13 protein-coding genes are annotated in these 17597 nt (G+C 37.5%); 8 read left to right on the forward strand and 5 right to left on the reverse strand.

Annotated elements, in window-relative coordinates:
- Positions 1-7: 7 nt before the first annotated feature.
- From TLET_RS04500 to TLET_RS04510, 3 genes are read left to right on the forward strand one after another with little or no spacing between them, the layout of a single operon-like run.
- Complete coding sequence (locus TLET_RS04500) at positions 8-2002, forward strand: alpha-amylase family protein (protein ID WP_012002927.1); 1995 nt, start codon at positions 8-10, stop codon at positions 2000-2002.
- On the forward strand, positions 1999-2622 hold the full coding sequence (locus TLET_RS04505; RefSeq protein ID WP_012002928.1) for a hypothetical protein: 624 nt from the start codon (positions 1999-2001) through the stop codon (positions 2620-2622). Before TLET_RS04500 ends, TLET_RS04505 begins: the two co-directional genes overlap by 4 nt.
- Positions 2619-5132: an ATP-binding protein gene (locus tag TLET_RS04510; RefSeq protein ID WP_012002929.1), complete on the forward strand. Its 2514-nt coding sequence runs from the start codon at positions 2619-2621 to the stop codon at positions 5130-5132. The genes TLET_RS04505 and TLET_RS04510 overlap by 4 nt, the downstream gene beginning before the upstream one ends.
- Here the strand turns inward: TLET_RS04510 and TLET_RS10655 are convergent.
- The 4 genes from TLET_RS10655 to moaA are packed head-to-tail and all read right to left on the reverse strand — an operon-like array spanning position 5129 to position 9840.
- Positions 5129-6754: a sensor domain-containing diguanylate cyclase gene (locus TLET_RS10655; protein ID WP_012002930.1), complete on the reverse strand. Its 1626-nt coding sequence runs from the start codon at positions 6752-6754 to the stop codon at positions 5129-5131. The genes TLET_RS04510 and TLET_RS10655 overlap by 4 nt on opposite strands.
- Complete coding sequence (locus tag TLET_RS04520; protein ID WP_012002931.1) at positions 6751-7818, reverse strand: Gfo/Idh/MocA family protein; 1068 nt, start codon at positions 7816-7818, stop codon at positions 6751-6753. The genes TLET_RS10655 and TLET_RS04520 overlap by 4 nt, the downstream gene beginning before the upstream one ends.
- Complete coding sequence (gene wecB / locus TLET_RS04525) at positions 7815-8894, reverse strand: non-hydrolyzing UDP-N-acetylglucosamine 2-epimerase (RefSeq protein WP_012002932.1); 1080 nt, start codon at positions 8892-8894, stop codon at positions 7815-7817. Before wecB ends, TLET_RS04520 begins: the two co-directional genes overlap by 4 nt.
- A gap of 16 nt (positions 8895-8910) precedes the next feature.
- Complete coding sequence (gene moaA / locus TLET_RS04530; protein ID WP_012002933.1) at positions 8911-9840, reverse strand: GTP 3',8-cyclase MoaA; 930 nt, start codon at positions 9838-9840, stop codon at positions 8911-8913.
- A gap of 126 nt (positions 9841-9966) precedes the next feature.
- On the opposite strand from moaA, the gene TLET_RS04535 reads away from it, so the two are divergent.
- From TLET_RS04535 to TLET_RS04555, 5 genes are all read left to right on the forward strand, one after another.
- A complete protein-coding gene (locus TLET_RS04535; RefSeq protein WP_012002934.1) occupies positions 9967-10632 on the forward strand; it encodes a metal-dependent transcriptional regulator in 666 nt (221 codons plus the stop codon).
- A 3-nt stretch (positions 10633-10635) separates the two neighbouring features.
- Complete coding sequence (locus TLET_RS04540; protein ID WP_012002935.1) at positions 10636-10872, forward strand: FeoA family protein; 237 nt, start codon at positions 10636-10638, stop codon at positions 10870-10872.
- Entirely contained in the window at positions 10873-12900 is a 2028-nt protein-coding gene (gene feoB, locus TLET_RS04545; RefSeq protein ID WP_012002936.1) for a ferrous iron transport protein B, read from the forward strand.
- 135 nt (positions 12901-13035) lie between these two features.
- Entirely contained in the window at positions 13036-14178 is a 1143-nt protein-coding gene (locus TLET_RS04550; RefSeq protein WP_012002937.1) for an MFS transporter, read from the forward strand.
- Positions 14179-14210: 32 nt separating this feature from the next.
- Positions 14211-16142, forward strand: coding sequence for an outer membrane protein assembly factor BamB family protein (locus TLET_RS04555; protein ID WP_012002938.1), 1932 nt, complete (start codon positions 14211-14213; stop codon positions 16140-16142).
- On the opposite strand, the gene TLET_RS04560 is transcribed toward TLET_RS04555, so the two are convergent.
- Positions 16107-17597 carry a TrkH family potassium uptake protein gene (locus TLET_RS04560; RefSeq protein WP_012002939.1) on the reverse strand — a complete coding sequence of 497 codons (1491 nt, stop codon included), beginning with the start codon at positions 17595-17597 and terminating at the stop codon, positions 16107-16109. The two genes, TLET_RS04555 and TLET_RS04560, sit on opposite strands and share 36 nt — an antisense overlap.

The following is a 17597-nucleotide window of genomic DNA, read 5'->3' on the forward strand; positions in this document are numbered from 1 at the left end:
ATAAAAAATGATCGAAAAGATATCTATAAGACCTGGAAAATCTGATTATTGCATTCCAAAAATATGGCTTTTAAAAGATTACGACGGAGAAGTGAAAATAGAATCTGGTAAGGCATTTGTAGAACCATCTCAGTATTTTCATTCTGTTATTCAATGGATCTTGGAGAAAAAGGAAAGCGGTGTTGATTATACGAAATCTGTGAGTTTGCAGAAAGGTGTAACAGATCGAAGCTGGATAAAAAGTGCAATTGTATATTCCTGCCTTCCACGATGCACTGCTGCTTATAACCACAAAGGATTTGGAAGATTTGAAGTTGATGATATATTTGGTTATCGTGAATCGGGAACTTTTTTGAAAATGATAGCCCTGCTTCCACATTTTTACAGACTTGGTGTGAATACTCTGTATTTGCTGCCAATCACCGAAAGTAGTAATCTGTTTAGAAAAGGTGAGATTGGTTCACCTTATTCTGTAAAAGATTTTCTCAGAATTGATCCTCTGTACCATGATCCGCTTCTCGATGGCTGGGATGTTGAAGACGAGTTTTTGGCTTTTGTGGAAGCATGTCACATACTGGGTATAAGAGTTTTAATGGATTTTATACCAAGAACTGCTGCAAGAGATTGCAATTTGATACTGAACCATCCAGAGTGGTTTTACTGGATAAAAGTTGATGAACTTGTTAACTATCTTCCTCCTGTTATTCCAGAACTTGGTTTCTGTCAGCCAACGAAGGAAATTATGCAAAAATTGTATGATCGTCCTGAAATAAGAAATCATCTGAAAAAATTCTGCTTTGATCCCAAAACAACAGATCCTGAGAAATGGGATAAGCTCAGACGGGAAATTACTGATCAAAGCCTTATTCCAGCTATAATAAGGCATTTTGGTATGATAACAGCACCAGGTTTCTCGGACTGGATAAATGATCCGCAACCAACGTGGGATGACGTAACTTTCCTGAGGCTGTACATGGATCATCCATTCATCGCATCGGGAAAAGTTGGGTCAGATCACCCCCCTTATGTGCTTTTTGATGTAATAAAGTCAAGCAATTTCCCGGGAAAAGTTCCAAATTTAGAACTCTGGAATTATATTGCATCTATTATCCCTCATTTTCAAAAAAAGTACGGAATAGATGGTATCAGGCTGGATATGGGGCATGCCTTACCGGATCAATTACAGCAATCGATAATAAAGAATGCAAGAGATTACGATCCATCCTTTGTTTTCATCGCAGAGGAACTTGAAATGCACCGGTCTAAGGAAGCCAGAGAATCCGGATATGATGCAATAATTGGGAATAGCTGGTGGATGCTCCCAAGAATTCCAGATAAAACCTATGAGTTCATCCAGTCTGAATCCCTGCGCGTAGAATTACCTTATATTGCCGCTGCAGAAACACCGGATACGCCAAGAATATTTTCCAGAGATAATGGTAAATACAGGTTTTTGATACCATTTTTGTGTTGTTTTGCTCCAAACGGGATATTTATGATCAACTCTGGTCAGGAAATTGAGGAAACCCAGCCCATGAATCTCGGACTGGACAACAATGCATGTGGTAGGTTCACTCTCGCTTGCGAAGATGAATTTCAGGGCAAGCTTGCCTTTTTTGACCATTATGTGCTTCACTGGAAAGATTCGGAGATCGTTGGATTTTTATCAGAACTAAGCAAATTGAGAAATATGTTTTCTGATTTGATTTTGCATGGTGTTTACAGGCCTGTTTACCTGAGTTGGCAGGATGGTAAAACTGCCAATATTTCTTACTGGAATGAGCATAATGGCGTTATTGTCATTGCAAATCTTGACGCTAATGAAAGAACAATGGAGATAGATTTAGAGAAAACATGCAACGCAGGCTTGGTAACAAAAATACGATCCTGGAGATATGGTGAATGGTTTGAAGAGAATGCCGATAAAATTATTCGGTGCTCTCTAAAAGGATATGATTTTGCGCTTTATGAAGTTAGTTATAACTTGGTGGTGAAAACGTGAAAAAACTTTATTTAATCTCGCTTAGAATTTTTGATTCGAGAGATGCGGGGTTTCCTTTGAATTACAAAGAAGTTACTATGCTTAAACGAGAGATATTCTTTGAATTTCTTAGACACAATGCAGATGAACATATTGCCGTTGATTTATTCGGTGATCTTTCAACTCCGGCAGAGATATTCCATTTGCTTTCGCTTGTGCCAAAAGAAATTCCTTTGAAGATATCTCAAAGTGACAGCATTTTGAAAGGACTTAAATTTAATGAAAATATTTATCTTCTCGATGAACCGTTTGTTATGGATGCTATCTCTAATCCTGTCATATCAAGCAAACCATCTTTTCTTATGAAGGAAGATGGGCAAGAGTTGATAATCGAAAGCGGCTTGAATGGCTGCGTCCCGGTAGAATTGGAAAGACCGGAAGATCCAGGCGAAGGTAAGATAGGTTTTTTTACCAGGTTTATTTTTAAGTCTGAGGCAGATCAGGCAAAGATGTTTGGCAATAGAATTATATTTGAATGCAGAGATCCAGGAAATTCTCTTGAAAAAAGGCTTCTGGAGAATCTTTCCAGCGATGCAGCAGTTTCGTTAATTAGATTAATGGATATGGATATTGAGGGGTGAGAAATCTGAAAATAAAAGAGCTAAATGTAGAAGGATTTGGTAAATTCCATGACTTTAAGATCGAATTTCACGATGGGATAAATCTTGTGGTTGGACCGAACGAATCCGGCAAAACGACATTGTATAAATTTATTGTCTCTGCGCTGAGTGAACTGTCTCAAGAAGATTTTCATCGATACAAACCATGGAATTTTGATAAGTTCGGTGGCTCAGTATCTCTGATTGATCCTGATAGAGAATTGAAGTTACAGGATAATCCCATAGTTGATAGAAAATATCTCGAATCACTGTGCTTGCTTTCAGATGAAGATGACAATGTCGAATTTCTGAAAGTTGACGAGGTTGTGGTGGCAAAATTGAGAAACAAAATGAGCGAGCTGGAAGAAGCTGAAAAGATAAATTTTCTGTTGAAAAAAATCCCGTTATTTGAAGAAAGATTGCTTGCGGCATTAAAAAATATAGATGAGCAGATAAAATCCATAGAATCAGCTATTCATGAACTAAGAAAGAGAAGAGAATCTCTTTTCACAGCTTACGCAAATAGATTGTACTTAGAAGAAAGGCTTGAGAATTTAAAAGAAACAGAAAGATATATCAGAAATCAAATTAAAGAAATCCAGGATCAGATCAATAAAGAAATTGAGAGAATCAAAAAAGAAGCAGAGGAAAATTTGAGATCTCTCAGGATAAAGCTCGAAAGGGAGAAAAGCTTGCCAGTTATCTCACTGGAGGAATATAATCACGTGATAAAGCTAAATGAGCGGTTGGAATCTTATGAACAGAAGTTGCAGGAGCTTCAATCTCTCTTAGAAAAACTTTCCAGTCAGCGCACAGAGATACAAGAACAGCTGGATCGAATAAAAAAAGATCTTGTCTGGGAAGATGATCTTGAAAAAATAAAGTTGAGAATAAAAAATATCGAATTGAGATACAATCTGCTGGAGAGTAAGGCAGATCAGTTGAAAGATTACAGTAATGAATATCAATCTATGTGGGAAAATTTTGAAAATGAGGGTGATAAGGTCCTTCGGCTTGTTGAATCAGAATTTCCAACTTCTGTGGAACTTGAGATCAAGCAAATCAACAATAAATTAAAATTTATTGAAGAAGAGGTGCTAAAGCGTAAGAGCAGAACAAAATTACTTCGAACGCTCAGTATTCTTATGGCTTTTTCTGCTGTATCTTTATTTGTATTTGGATTCCTGATGAGCTCTTTTTGGTTTTATCCGTCAGCAACTCTTGCCGCTGGTTCGGTAATAGCATTTTTTCTTCTTTTTAGATCAATAAGAAAATTAGAAGATGACGATGAACAGAAATTAAAATTGCAACTTGAATTGCGTTCTATAGAAAAGCGTAGAAATTCAGCTGTTCAAAGAATTCTCAAAGCTTTCAATGTGGAAAGCATAGAAGCGCTAAAAGAAGCCTATCAGAAATATCAAAGTTGGAGATCTGAAAAAGATCAAATGGAAAAGTTGCGCCAGAAGATCTCTGAAGATCAAAAAGAAGTGGTATCTGAGCTTGAAATATTCGGTGCGAAAGATATAAACGATGTTCCTAGTATCCTGATAAGGCTCAATGAATTGATCAAAGTCTGGGAAAAAAATCAGGTTGTACTGGCAAATTTGCAACAATCGATAGAAAAGGTAAGATCTGATATTGAATCAGTAGCAAACCAGATTTCAGGCATCAGGCTTGAGCTTGAATCAAGCATCGGTAGAATAGGCCTTCAGGACCTTGGCGAATTAGAAGATGCGTTTAAAAGAAATTACACGATTGACGAGCTGGAGAAAAAGATGAATTATCTTACGAGAATGATTGGATACCTTAAGGATGGAAACATTGCACCATTGCTTGCGGATGAACCTTCTCTGGCTGATCTTGTTAATAGAAAAGAAGAGCTTGAAGATAATTTAGAAAGATTATCAAATGAAATGGAGTATATTATAAAAGAATTGAGCAAGGTGAACTTACAGGTTTCAAATTTGTTCCATCCAGAACAGATAGTTGGTTTATTGCATGATCTTTCTGTTAAAAACATCGAAAAGAACGCTTATTCAAGGCAGAGAATCCAGCTCGCTAAAATCAGACATGTTCTGGAAAGAGAGCTTGATATCCTTACTGGCTCTTATGCAGACAAATTTTCAAAGTTGTTGTGTGACCTCTTTTCACGTTTTTCGGAGCTCGCGCAAGATCTTTATGTGGAAAAAGATCTCTCGATAAAGTTATTTGTGAAAAGTTCTTTCATGGAGGTAACCCGTTCTCTGAGTAGAGCATCACAGGATCAGTTAGCCTTTTGTTACAAACTCGCACTTTACGAAACATTGCAGCCCGCAGAGAATTTGCCACTCATTATAGACAATTTTCCTATTAGATTCGACAAAATTAGACTTCGCACAGCCATAGATATATTGAAAGAGAAATCTCAAAACAGACAAATTATACTTTTCACAAGTGATGTAAGAATTCCTGAATTTTTTGGCATAGAACCAGTTCTGGAGTTGTCAAGTTAGAGTACCATAAACCGATCCTTTCCCGATTTCTTAGCAACTTCAAGGGCTTTCAGTGCGTGGTTGATTACCTCGAGGTAATTATTTCCGTGTTCAGGGAAAATTCCTATTCCTGCACTTACTGTGACTTTAATGGCATCCTCTATGTGTCTTATTTCGTCGAGTATTCTATCAATTATTTCGAGTGACTTAGATTTCGAAACATTTCGGAGTAAAATAGCGAATTCTTCACCTCCATAACGAGCGACAAAATCTGATTTTCTCACTCTCATTCTCAATACGTCGGCGATTTTTTCAATAATTCTATCTCCTGTTTCATGGCCATGTTGAATATTTATTTTTGTTAGATCATCTATATCCAGAATTGCAACGGCGAAGTTTTCACCATTTTTCGCTTCGGTTTCGAGTAAACCAAGGAACGCCGAATGGCTCAACAAAAGTGTATGAGGATCGTAAGACCGCCTGACCACAATATTTTGATAAACTTCTGATCTCTCAAGTAGTCTATAAGCTTGATTTGCGATCAATTCCATTACTTGAATATCTTCTACTGAAGGTCTTCTCCCATGTTCGGGGGCGTCGACAGATATGTAGCCAACAATCTCACCGTGAGGATTGTATATGGGAATTATCAACATATCCTGTGGTCTCCATGCGTCTGGTTTTTCAAATTCGTTTGAATCAATGAGTACTGCCACATACTCTGCCGGTAAATCAAGCGCTCCTTCAGGAATGAAGTAAGAATTACTCACCTTGAATCTTTGCTGCATGAATTTCGAGATATATTCAACTGTTGGTGGATTGGATTTAAGTCTGTCGAATTCTTTTTGATTCAAACCATAATGGGCTATCCTCATTATGAAGCCGGTTTCTCTGTTCAATATGTTTATCAATACATATCTGTAACCAGTAATATGACTTATTGCGCTGGCAAGCTCAAATAAGCTCTGTTCAATTGTGCTTTTTTGGTTAACCGACATAGTTAGATTGATAATCGTAGCGAGTTTTGATCTAAAATTACTGAGCTTTTGATGCTCAATTTTCTGTTGATCCATTGTTGAATGGATTTGCAAGAATCTCAAATAAATGAGAAACAGAGCCGGATAGATGGCTATTGCCGGAACAGTTGTTTGCAAATTCCCAGCAATCTCCAAAACTGAGCTTACTATGATAAGCGTTATTGAGTAAAGCATTCTTTCTGTAATTATTGATAATTTTTTGTCCAGGAATATCTGAGAGATTAGAACCAGAGCTGTTAAAATACTCATCCTCAAATATTCGTTTTGCAACCTGTATGTTATCAAAACCGAGATAGAAAAAATTGGAAAGTATATCAAAGCGGTCTGAACCTTATTTATCAGAGAAGATCTACGGACTGAAAGCAGTATTCCGAGAGGTACTATGAGTGGTGAAAAGGTTGTTTCGGTGTACACTGCGTGGGCCAAAACAATGGAAAGAGAAATCATGAGATCAAGATGATTTTCAGCAACAGTAAAGGCAATAGCCGCATAAACAACAAAAATTATATCTGTCAGATTTGGAAAATTAAAACGAAAGAAAAATAAAATCACAGCATTTAACAGGATCAACAGCGTCCATTGAGTTGATTTTTTCAGATTGTTCACCCTTTCATTTTTTCAGTAGAGAAATCTACAGGTAAACTCACCCATTTTCCATCAACGAAAGATTTATAGAGAGCCAGCACTATCTCGACAGCCTTTTTGCCTTCCTCTCCGGATATGTAAGGTTCGCGATTATAGAGCAGAGCTTCGCAAAAATCTCTATAAAGAGAAACATGGCCGCTTCCATAAACTGTATCTGGATCCGGCAGATTCATGTAGGGATGGTTTTCTTCATTCACGAATCTCCAGCTCAAGATTCGATTTACAGCCACGCCGCCTATTTTCACAGTACCTCTTTCTCCAAAAATACTGAGGATTTCTTCCAGGTTTCTGTCATATATGTTTGAAGTCCCTTCTACAATCCCTACCGCTCCGGATTCAAATTCCACTATGCCTATTCCGAGGTCTTCAGCCTCTATATATGGGTGATTCAAATTTTTTATAATCCCCACAACTCTTTTCGGCTTTCCTCCAAGCATCCATTGCAGCAGATCTATTCCATGAATACTTTGATTCATCAAAGCGCCACCATCTTGTTCCCATGTTCCTCTCCATGACGCTTGTTTATAATATTCTTCTTTTCTGTTCCAGCGAACATTTATGGTTCCATAAAAGATTTTTCCAAATGACCCTGATTCTATTTTTCTTCTTAATTCTTGAACTGGTGGATTAAATCTATTTTGAAAACACACACCAATCTTCAATCCTTTTTTCTTTGAAAGGTCTACCATATGTTGCATATGATCTGTACTCAAAGCCATAGGTTTTTCAACAAGGACATGTTTTCCCATTTCAAGAGCATCGACAGATATTTGATAATGTGTTCCACTTGGCGTTGCTATCGCTACAAAATTTATATCGTCCCTTTGGAGCAATTCTTCATATCTTATATAAATTTCTGGCTTGTACCCGAGTTTGTCTTTGATTTCAAGTGAAGCTTTCTGTGCCCTCTCAGGAACAACATCACAGACTGCCGAAATCTGAACAATATCTGAGTTCTGAACAACAGCTTCAAGGTGTTTTGAAGCGATTCTTCCGCATCCAATCAATCCCATTCTCAATTTCAAGGTTTATCACCCCTGACTATTTTGTGTATTCTCTGCGATGCCTTTCCATCTCCAAATGGATTGGCTATATCATTCAGAGTTATTCCATTTGCCTTCGCAAGGGCCGCATAAACTTTTTCATAACAGGTTCCTGCCAGTATTCCCATATTTGATTCTATCAGCTCCGGTCTTTCGGTGGTTTCCCTCGTAACCACCACAAATTTTCCGAAAGAAGGCGCTTCTTCCTGAATCCCGCCAGAATCTGTCACAACAAATTTTGCGCCATCTAAAAGCGATAGAAAATGAAAATAATCTACTGGCTCAATTAATCGAAAATTTTCACAACTTCCCACTTCCTGATTAACTATTTCTCTGACTTTCGGGTTTTTGTGAACAGGGAAAATCACCTCTATTTTATTCTCCTTAGCAAAAGACGCCACAGCTCTGAGTATCGATCTCATTCTTTCACCAATATTCTCTCTTCTGTGCAAAGTTAGAAGTATGTATTTATCGAAATTCACTATATCTTTTCTGAGTAAAGTCAGATCAAGTTTTCTTTTGATTAATTGCAAAGCATCGACAACTGTGTTTCCAACAACAAAAATTCTTTTTTTCTCGATGCCTTCGCTCAGTAAATTCTGCATAGCTCTTTTTGTTGGGGCAAACATATAAGAACTGGTGACATCTATTAATTTTCTATTCAACTCTTCTGGAAATGGGTCAAACAAATTTCCACTTCTCAAACCTGCTTCTATGTGAGCCACTGGAATCGAAAGGTGGAAAGCACACAAAGCTGAAGTAAAAGCAGTAGTAGTATCTCCCTGAACAAAAACAATATCTGGTTTTTCTTTTATGAAAATTGGTTCCAGTTTTTCCATAATGAGTGCAACGATTCTGTTTAAAGATTGATTATGACTCATAATATTCAGATCATAATCAGGTTGCATCTTAAAAACATCTACCATCATATCCATCATTTCACGGTGCTGTGCTGTTGCTACGCTGAGAACCTTTTCTCCGGTTTTTTTAAAATACAGATAGACGGGCGCGATTTTTATAACCTCAGGTCTTGTTCCAAACACAAAGCAAAACTTCATTTAAAGATACCTCCTATCAGCCACCAAGCCTGTTCATTTTATTTTTGACCTGCGAGACAATCATGTTGTGGGAAAAAGGTTTTTTCTCAACTGATTTAATAATCATGTTTAATATCTCACTTTCAGGAATTTTTTTTCGTACTGCTGCCAGTAAATCAATAAAAAAGTCAGATCCCAGACAAGGATAGAGTTTTCCATCACAGGAAACCCTCAATTTGTTGCACGTATTGCAAAAAGCTTTGCTCAGAGCAGATATCACGCCGATATAATTCCCATCTTTCGTTACGAAATATCTTGCTGGCCCAAAACCAAGTTTAATATCTACAGGTGAAAGGTTTAATTCGGACAATTTTTCTAAAATTTGCTTTTCAAAAACTACTCCCGTGTTTTGCTTTCCAATCGGCATCATCTCAATAAATCTTATTGGTATCTTTCTTGAAAAGGCATATTCAACAAGGTCTGGCAATTCATCAAAATTCATATGATTTACAACAACGTTCAATTTTACATTCATTTTCTCCTCGATCGCTCTGTCAATACCGGCAAGGACTGGTTTTAATCTGGCGTGAGTTATTTTGTAAAATGTTTCCTGTTTCAAACTGTTCAAGCTAATATTGAGAGAATGCAATCCGGCGTCTTTCAAATCTTTTGCAAGCTGACTGAGTTTGCTGCCGTTTGTTGTCATTGACACAGTAAATCGGCTTGAAAGCGCTTTCACTATTCTAACAACGTCGTTTCTCAGAAGAGGTTCCCCGCCTGTTATACGGATACATTTTATCCCGAGTTCATAAAAAAATTGGCTGATTAAATTCACTTCGTCATATGTCATCAAATTTTCTTCTTTCAAAAACAAATTATTACATGTACAGTAGAAGCATCTGTGATTGCACCTGTCTGTAATGGATAATCTGAGATAATCTATATTGCGTTCGTAAAAATCCTGCATCTGAACACCTCATTTTATAAGTATAACCTATGCATTTCTTTTTTGGCTGAATATTGACTTTTGAAATTTTTTTGATATTATAGCTATGGCTATATTTTATACCTTGAGGTATAGAGGTGATGCAATGTGGAACTAACACAAAGTTTAGAAGATTATCTTGAAGCAATTTACATGCTCTCAGCAAAGAAAAAAATTGTCAGAGTAACAGATCTTATGGATTATTTCAGTTACAAAGTTTCTTCGGTAAATAAGGCTATCAACAAATTGATTAAAACTGGTTATGTTGAGCATGAGAAGTACGGATACATTGAACTCACAGAAAAAGGTTTACAGACTGCTAAGGAAATCTATCAAAAACACAAAAACATTGCTGCTTTTTTCTCGGAGATTCTTGGTGTGAGGCCTGATATCGCAGCAAGGGACAGCTGTGAGATGGAGCATTTTATAAGCACAGAAACTTACCAGAAGCTTTTAGACTTTGTTGATTTTCTGAAATTTCAACATCCTGAATGCTTGCAAGAATGGAAAAAATCAAAAAAGCATGAATTTAGAAGGAGTGAACAAATCATGAAGTTGTCAGATTTAAGTGCTGGACAACAGGGTCGTGTTGTAAGAATTGAGGGACCATCGATCGTGAAGCAAAGACTTGTGACCATGGGAATTGTCACCGGTGAAATTGTGAGAGTGGAGAGAATAGCACCTCTTGGAGATCCAGTAGAGGTACTCGTTAAAGGGTACAATCTGTCTCTAAGGAAAGATGAAGCGAAAATGATCTATGTTGAGGAGGTATAAGATATGTTCCCCCTGTATATGGCAAAACCTTCTGAAACTGTTCAGGTCATTTGCATTGAGGGGGGTAGGGGTATTAGAAAAAAACTCATGGATGTTGGCATTGTTCCAAAAGTAACTGTTAGAGTTATTTCCTCCGGAGAGAGATATCCAACTATTGTTGAAAAAGACGGTATGCGTCTAATTCTTGGGTATGGTGCGTCAAAAAAGATTTATGTTTCACCGATTTCAGGAGGTGAATGAATGTCAGGAAGATTTACAGTAGCGCTTGCTGGAAATCCAAACTCAGGGAAAACATCAGTGTTTAACGCTTTGACGGGGTCGAATCAACGTGTTGGAAACTGGCCTGGTGTGACTGTTGAGAAAAAAGAAGGAAAATTTTATAAAGATGGCATGGAAATCAAGATAGTTGATTTACCCGGTATTTACTCTCTAACGGCAGATTCTATAGATCAGAAAATCGCTGTGGACTTCCTCATACACGAGAGGCCAGATTTAGTGATCTGTGTTATTGACTCTTCGAATTTTGAACGCAATATGTATTTGTTAACTCAGCTGATTGAAATGGGACAAAAATTGGTTGTGGCTCTTAATATGAGTGATATCGCCGAAAAGGACGGTATATTAATAAATGAGAAAAAATTGAGCATGATCCTGAATTGCCCCGTTGTGAAGACTGTTGCGGTGAAAAAGATGGGGATAGAAGAATTGAAAGCAATTCTGGTTGATGAATTACGAAATTCTTCGTATCGCAGAAAATCAGAACCGCTGGTAACGTATCCGAATGCCATCGAAACATCTTTAACGAAAATAATGGAAAAGATCAAAACTTATCAAACAAAAGAAATCAACCTCAGGTGGCTTTCAATCAATCTTTTTCTTGGTGATATGAGCTTGCTGAAGATTTTGAATTTAAAAGATGAAGGAATCAGAAGAGAAATAGAAAAGATAGTTCTTCAGGAGACCATAGATTTGCAGAAGAGTTTAGGGGAAGATATAGATATACTGATAGCAAATAGCAAATACAGCAAAATAAGAGAAATATACAATTCGGTTGCTCTAAGAAAAAGCGACACAAAAGCATCTGTGTCTTTAACGGCAAAATTAGACAGACTGATTATCAATAAATATCTTGGCATTCCAATATTCCTGGCAATAATGTATATTATTTTCACGCTTGTTTTTTCCGTGGGCGGTTTTCTGGCAGATTTTATAGATTCTGGTATGACGAATTTTGGGGAGTTTTTAACGAGAAATTTGGAATCGATAAATACTTCCTCAACACTCATATCGTTTTTAGTTGATGGAGTTATAGGTGGAGTTGGATCTGTGCTTGTTTTCTTGCCAAACATTGTTATTCTCTATCTCCTGATAGGGCTTCTGGAAGACATTGGTTACATGGCAAGAGCAGCTTTCGTTATGGATAGAATTATGCAATTTCTTGGTTTGCCCGGAAAATCCTTTATACCTCTCCTGCTTGGCTTTGGTTGTAATGTGCCGGCAATAATGGCAACGCGGACGCTTGATTCTGAAAAAGACAGGATTTTGACCATATTAATAACCCCTCTAATGTCATGTTCGGCCCGTTTACCCATATATGTCCTGTTTGCTTCAGTTTTTTTCCAGAAACATCAGGCACTCGTTGTATTTTCCATGTATGTTATAGGAATTGTAGTTGCCATTGCCGTGGGGAAATTTTTCAGCGCTACTTTTTTCAACTCAACGGTTTCACCACTTATAATGGAGTTACCTATTTACAGGCTACCGAGGCTTGGCTATGTATTACTTCGAGTCTGGCAACGAAGTAGTATGTTTCTGAAAAAGGCTGGAACAATAATATTTAGTGTAGTTGTGTTAGTGTGGCTACTCAGTTCTTTGCCATTCGGTGTGGAATATGCTTCTGAGAAAAGCGTAATTGGATATATAGGAAAGCTTGTCGAACCTATTCTAAAACTACCTGGTTTTGGTTTCTGGCAAGCAGGTGTTGCGCTTGTTTTCGGTTTTCTTGCAAAAGAAGTTGTGGTGGGAACACTTGGTACCTTGTTTGGTGGAGAAGATGCTCTCAGGACAGTGCTGGCCGGGTATTTTACACCCCTTTCAGCGTATTCATTCATGCTTTTTAGTTTAATTTATGTTCCATGCGCTGCAACAGTAGCTATCATAAGGCAAGAGGCAGGTAAAAAGTGGGCGTGGTTTACTGTCTTTTACACAACATTTCTTGCCTGGTTAATTTCAACCTTGGTTTACCAGATAGGAAAGTTTTTCGCTTAATCTTTCATCTGGCTTATTAGCGCACCCTGGCCGGGTGCGTTTTTTTCATGATGAAATGTAACAGTTCGATTTTTGAAACCATATACTTTCAAGCAACCATTATAATTTGCATTGCGAACAAAAGGAGTGTACAGAGTGCAATTTTATATATATACAGCTATTAGCAGTTTTTCCATGCAAATGTATAGTGTGGTTTTCAATCTTTTTTTGAGGCATTACAGAATAAGCAACCTCCTCATTGGAGAAATTGTTTCATCGAATTTGTGGGGAGCCGCAGTACTTGGAAGTCTCCTTGGGCTGTTCGCTGACAGGATAGATAAAAAGAAAATGTTGATAACACTCTCATTAATTCAGTGTACAGTTCTTTTAATGCGTGCTCTTTCTATTTCGGCAATCTGGCAAATAGCCGGTGCTTTTGTTTCTGGTGCTGTGTATTCTGCTATTTTGATTGTTATTTCTGCTTCGATGATCTTGTCAGAGAAACATAAGAATAAATTCATTTTATTTGGGTCAAATTTTTCAATTTCTATGATTGCGGGTGTTCTCGGCAATGTCACTGGAGGCGTTATGAGCGACATGTTTTCAGAACGTTCAACACTAATTGTAGCATCTTTGATCTACGCAACCAGTTTAATAGCCTTAAAATCCATTCCAACACTTCCTGCAAAACAAAACAAAGAAAAATTATCTTTCAATCCATTTCAGAGAAATATTTTCTGGTATTACATTATTTCGAGCATGATGGTTGGATTTGGAGCAGGTCTGTTCATAAATTTTGGCAATTTGATCTTGAATGATTTATTCAATATGTCTACAACCTCTATAGGTCTTATCATGGCGTTTACCCAGATAGCCACAGGTGCTGGTGGTGCTATAAATCACATACTTGAAAAGCGCTTTGGCCCGACAAAAGTTTTGTTAGTATGTTACACATCTGTAGTGCCATTGATGATTTCTATAGCTTTTGTGAGGGAGCAAACCATTTTTTCCATTCTGTATACGTTGCGGTTCATGCTGATGAACATGGTCAATCCTATTTTTTCTGTACTGATTTTTTCAAATATACCTGCGCAGATGGTCTCTTTTACAAATGGTGTAGGAAATCTTTTGAACAATTCATCCAGGGCGCTTGCGGCATTGTTATTCGGTTATATAGTGAAAGAAAGTTCCGATTATACAAAATTACTTTTAATAAGCACTATCTTCTATGCATTAAACGCATTGCTGACTTACCTGCTTCATAAAAAGCTGTCTTTTAACCCTAGATATAGTTCATGACGTGTTATCATTGTTCTTAGAGGTGCTTTTTCGTGAAATGTAAATTTCAAATCCTGACGTGCATATTGATTATGATAGTGAATGTTTGTTATGCGCAAATGTTGTTTGTCTCAACAGAAAATGGCCTGGAAGTTTATGATATTTCTGTCCCGCTTGTTCCATTACGTGTTCTTTCTGCTGAGATGAAGAAACCTGTGAAGATCATTCCTTCGGGAGAATCAGTATATTTTGTCTATGAAACGAGTGTTGAAATCCGTAACACGTCTCTGGAACTAATTGGTTCATTGCAGCTGAACGATAAAATTTCCCAGGCGGTATTTTTCTCGGATCAACTTTACATTTTTTCAGATTATCGGCTTACAATAGTGAATAAAGATCTAAGCAGAAAACGGAATTTTACATTTTCAGATAGAGTAAGCAAGGTAACCAGCTGCAAAAGTGAAATAGTAATATTGCACGCAAATGGTAAAATAGTTGCCTACAATCAAAACATGAATAAATTCTGGGAGTTGTCAGCCTCAGGTGCTTTTCAAGGTGTTCAAAGCGATGGGGATTTTTTGTTTGTCTGGACTCAGGATAGACTTTATGTTATGAATATTGCAGAATCTGTTCCAGCATACGAAAAAGAAATAAAGATTTCAGGTGGTATTACAGAGGTATTTGGTGTGAAGGACAACCTGTTATTGCTTAACTCTCACGGCATGGTTCAGCTTGTTTCGCTCAAAACTTTAAAAATAATTGACGAATTGCATATCAATGCCAAATCTATGGCAATATATGATAATTATGCCTTTGCCGTTACATCAGAAGGTACTGTGAGGGTCATAAACGTACTTCCTTCTTCGCTGAAAGTTCTACAAACTCTCTCTTCAAAAGCTAGATTTGCGATATTACTTCCTGATCACTCAACAGCTGTAAAACAACCTGAGGCAATCTCTAATGAAACCGAAGAAAAAAAATATATCGAGTTCATTCAACAAGTAAAATTACCTGCTGCAATTAACACATCGATAACTGCTGACAGTGATTATGTATATTCCACTACATTAACTGGAGAGTTGATATCAATTAACCGCAACAACTGGAAAGTTTCATCTTCAAAAATTGCTTTTATAACCACGGCAGATCCAGTCATTTTAAGAGATGGGGTGGTTGCTATTGGCTCATGGGACAGTAGTATCTATCTCGTCAAAGAGAAAGTGAATAAGCTGAGGTGTGATTCTGCTGTAAGTATTTCTGTCTCTCAAACGCCGTATGGATTTTGTGCTGGAACAGATAATGGCACACTTTATCATTTCAACGATACAGCCCATTTACTGTGGTCCTTTAACATAGGTGCCTGGCTTGTGTGCCCTCCTATCTCACATGAGACATTCGGAATTTTTACACTTGATTGGCTTGGAATACTCAGGCTGGTGGATTTTTCTGGAAATTTGAAATGGTTCACTATTCTTGAATCCGGGAAATTTGGTGAAGTTATTGCAAATGAAAGAAATTTGTTCTGCCTGAGTGGAGGAAAAATTTACTCTGTTGAACCATCAACTGGTAAAATTCTATGGTCTCTCGGTGAGGATATTCCTTTCAAAAACATTGTGTGTAGTGAAAAACTCCTGTTTGCGTTGAGCAATTCAGGTGGCGTTTACGCTATAGATTTTTCTGGCAGAATCATCTGGAAAAAAGACTACGAAGCTGTAAGTGTTGTGGTTACCAGATCTGGTGGATTGATCGTTTTGACGTCACAACAAATGGTTATTGTTTCTCAAATTGATTCTACTGTTCTTTACACAGAGCAACTTCCCTGTGTTCCAACAAATCACGCAATCATGCTTGAAGATGGGACCATTTTTATACCAGCAAGTGACAGAATTTTAGTTTATAAGATAGATGATGAGCCATCAGATGGATGGCCTATGTATTTAAAGGATGCGTTAAACAGCTGTTTTTTTGCAAAAACGGCGAGATGATAAATCCCTTATGATTCTTGCAATTGCATATATTACCACCAGAAATTCCAATCTTCCAAGGAACATTTCCACTATGAGTGTCCACAAAGCACCCGCAGGCATTACAGGAGTTGTTATTCCGCAGGACAGGCCGACTCCAGCTATCGCTGATGCCACCTCAAACATTGATTGTTGGAGCGTATAATTATGCGAAGTTAGAACGAGGACACCTGTAAGATAAGACACCATATAAAGGCCAATAATTATGAAAGCTTCTCTAATGAGAGTGTCATCAAGGTACTTTTTCGTATGCCCTTTCCAGATTTCGACCTGAATAATTGCATCTCTTGGAAGGAGAAATTTTTTCACAGCCAGATAAATTGCTTTTATCAAGACCGTGATTCGGTATTGCTTTATTCCACCTGATGTTGAATCCATGCATCCACCGAGAAGCATCAAAATTGTCAGGACAAACATACCTGTTGGAAAATTTGACCATTTGCTCAGATCAACGGTTGAGAATCCTGTGCCGGTAAGAGCTGATATTACCTGAAATGATGCATGTCTTAAAGCCTGGCTTGTATCGGGAAAGACCTTGTTAATACCAGTGAGCGAAACAATAGTAACCCCAAGAATCGTGAAAAATGCCATCTGTTTGGGTTCATAATTTTTTCTGAGCGCTTTCCAATTTCTGAGCCAGAATACATAATGTATTCCAAATCCTGTTGCTCCAAGCCACATTAAAATCATTATTATAATTTCAATAATTTCACTGTTGTAATAACCAATACTACTGTTTTTTGTGGAAAAGCCTCCTGTAGCAAGAGCAGTTAGTGAATGATTAAAAGCATCAAAAAAGTTCATTCCTGCTATTACGAGTGCTATCATTCCTGCTATTGCATAGGCTGTGTAGGCAATCATTATTATTCTTGCAGAATATCTTATGTTGGGGACGATGTTGTCAATTCTTCCTTCTGCTTGATATAGTCCAAGGCCCGTTGGACCAATTATAGCTCCCATGACAATAATTGCAAATCCTGCGCCACCAAGAAATTGTGTGATACTTCTCCAGGCGAGAAGTGATTTCGATGTGTTTTCAACGTCTGTTATCATTGTAAGTCCAGTAGTTGTCCACCCGCTGGTTGCTTCAAAAATTGCCTGAGACATAGTAAGTGTATTTGAAAGGTAATACGGGAGTGAAGACAAAAATATCACGATAATCCAAGACATAAGGACTATTAAAGCCCCTTCCTTAGATGTTATAGCTTCGGTTTTTTCTCGTTTTGGTATGCGAAAGATATATGCCAGCAGTATAGAGATTGCAGATGCTATAAAAAAAGCATACGCAATTCTGAAAAATTCACCGTAAAAAATAGAAAATATGAGTGGAACCAGGAGAATTACTGAGAAAAAGATAAGTAAGCTGCTGAGGACTCGAAATACTATTGCATAACTTTTTTTTGAATAAATGTTCAT

This window comes from Pseudothermotoga lettingae TMO (assembly GCF_000017865.1).
In the GTDB taxonomy this organism is placed as follows: Bacteria; Thermotogota; Thermotogae; order Thermotogales; family DSM-5069; genus Pseudothermotoga_B; species Pseudothermotoga_B elfii.

Bases quoted from the DNA above. Each gene is read 5' to 3' on its own strand.
- TLET_RS04500 (WP_012002927.1), top strand. From the start codon at position 8: ATGATCGAAAAGATATCTATAAGACCTGGAAAATCTGATTATTGCATT.
- wecB (WP_012002932.1), bottom strand. From the start codon at position 8,894: ATGAAGTTTTGCTTTGTGTTTGGAACAAGACCTGAGGTTATAAAAATC.
- moaA (WP_012002933.1), bottom strand. From the start codon at position 9,840: ATGCAGGATTTTTACGAACGCAATATAGATTATCTCAGATTATCCATT.
- TLET_RS04540 (WP_012002935.1), top strand. From the start codon at position 10,636: ATGTTCCCCCTGTATATGGCAAAACCTTCTGAAACTGTTCAGGTCATT.
- feoB (WP_012002936.1), top strand. From the start codon at position 10,873: ATGTCAGGAAGATTTACAGTAGCGCTTGCTGGAAATCCAAACTCAGGG.
- TLET_RS04560 (WP_012002939.1), bottom strand. From the start codon at position 17,597: ATGAACATTTATTCAAAAAAAAGTTATGCAATAGTATTTCGAGTCCTC.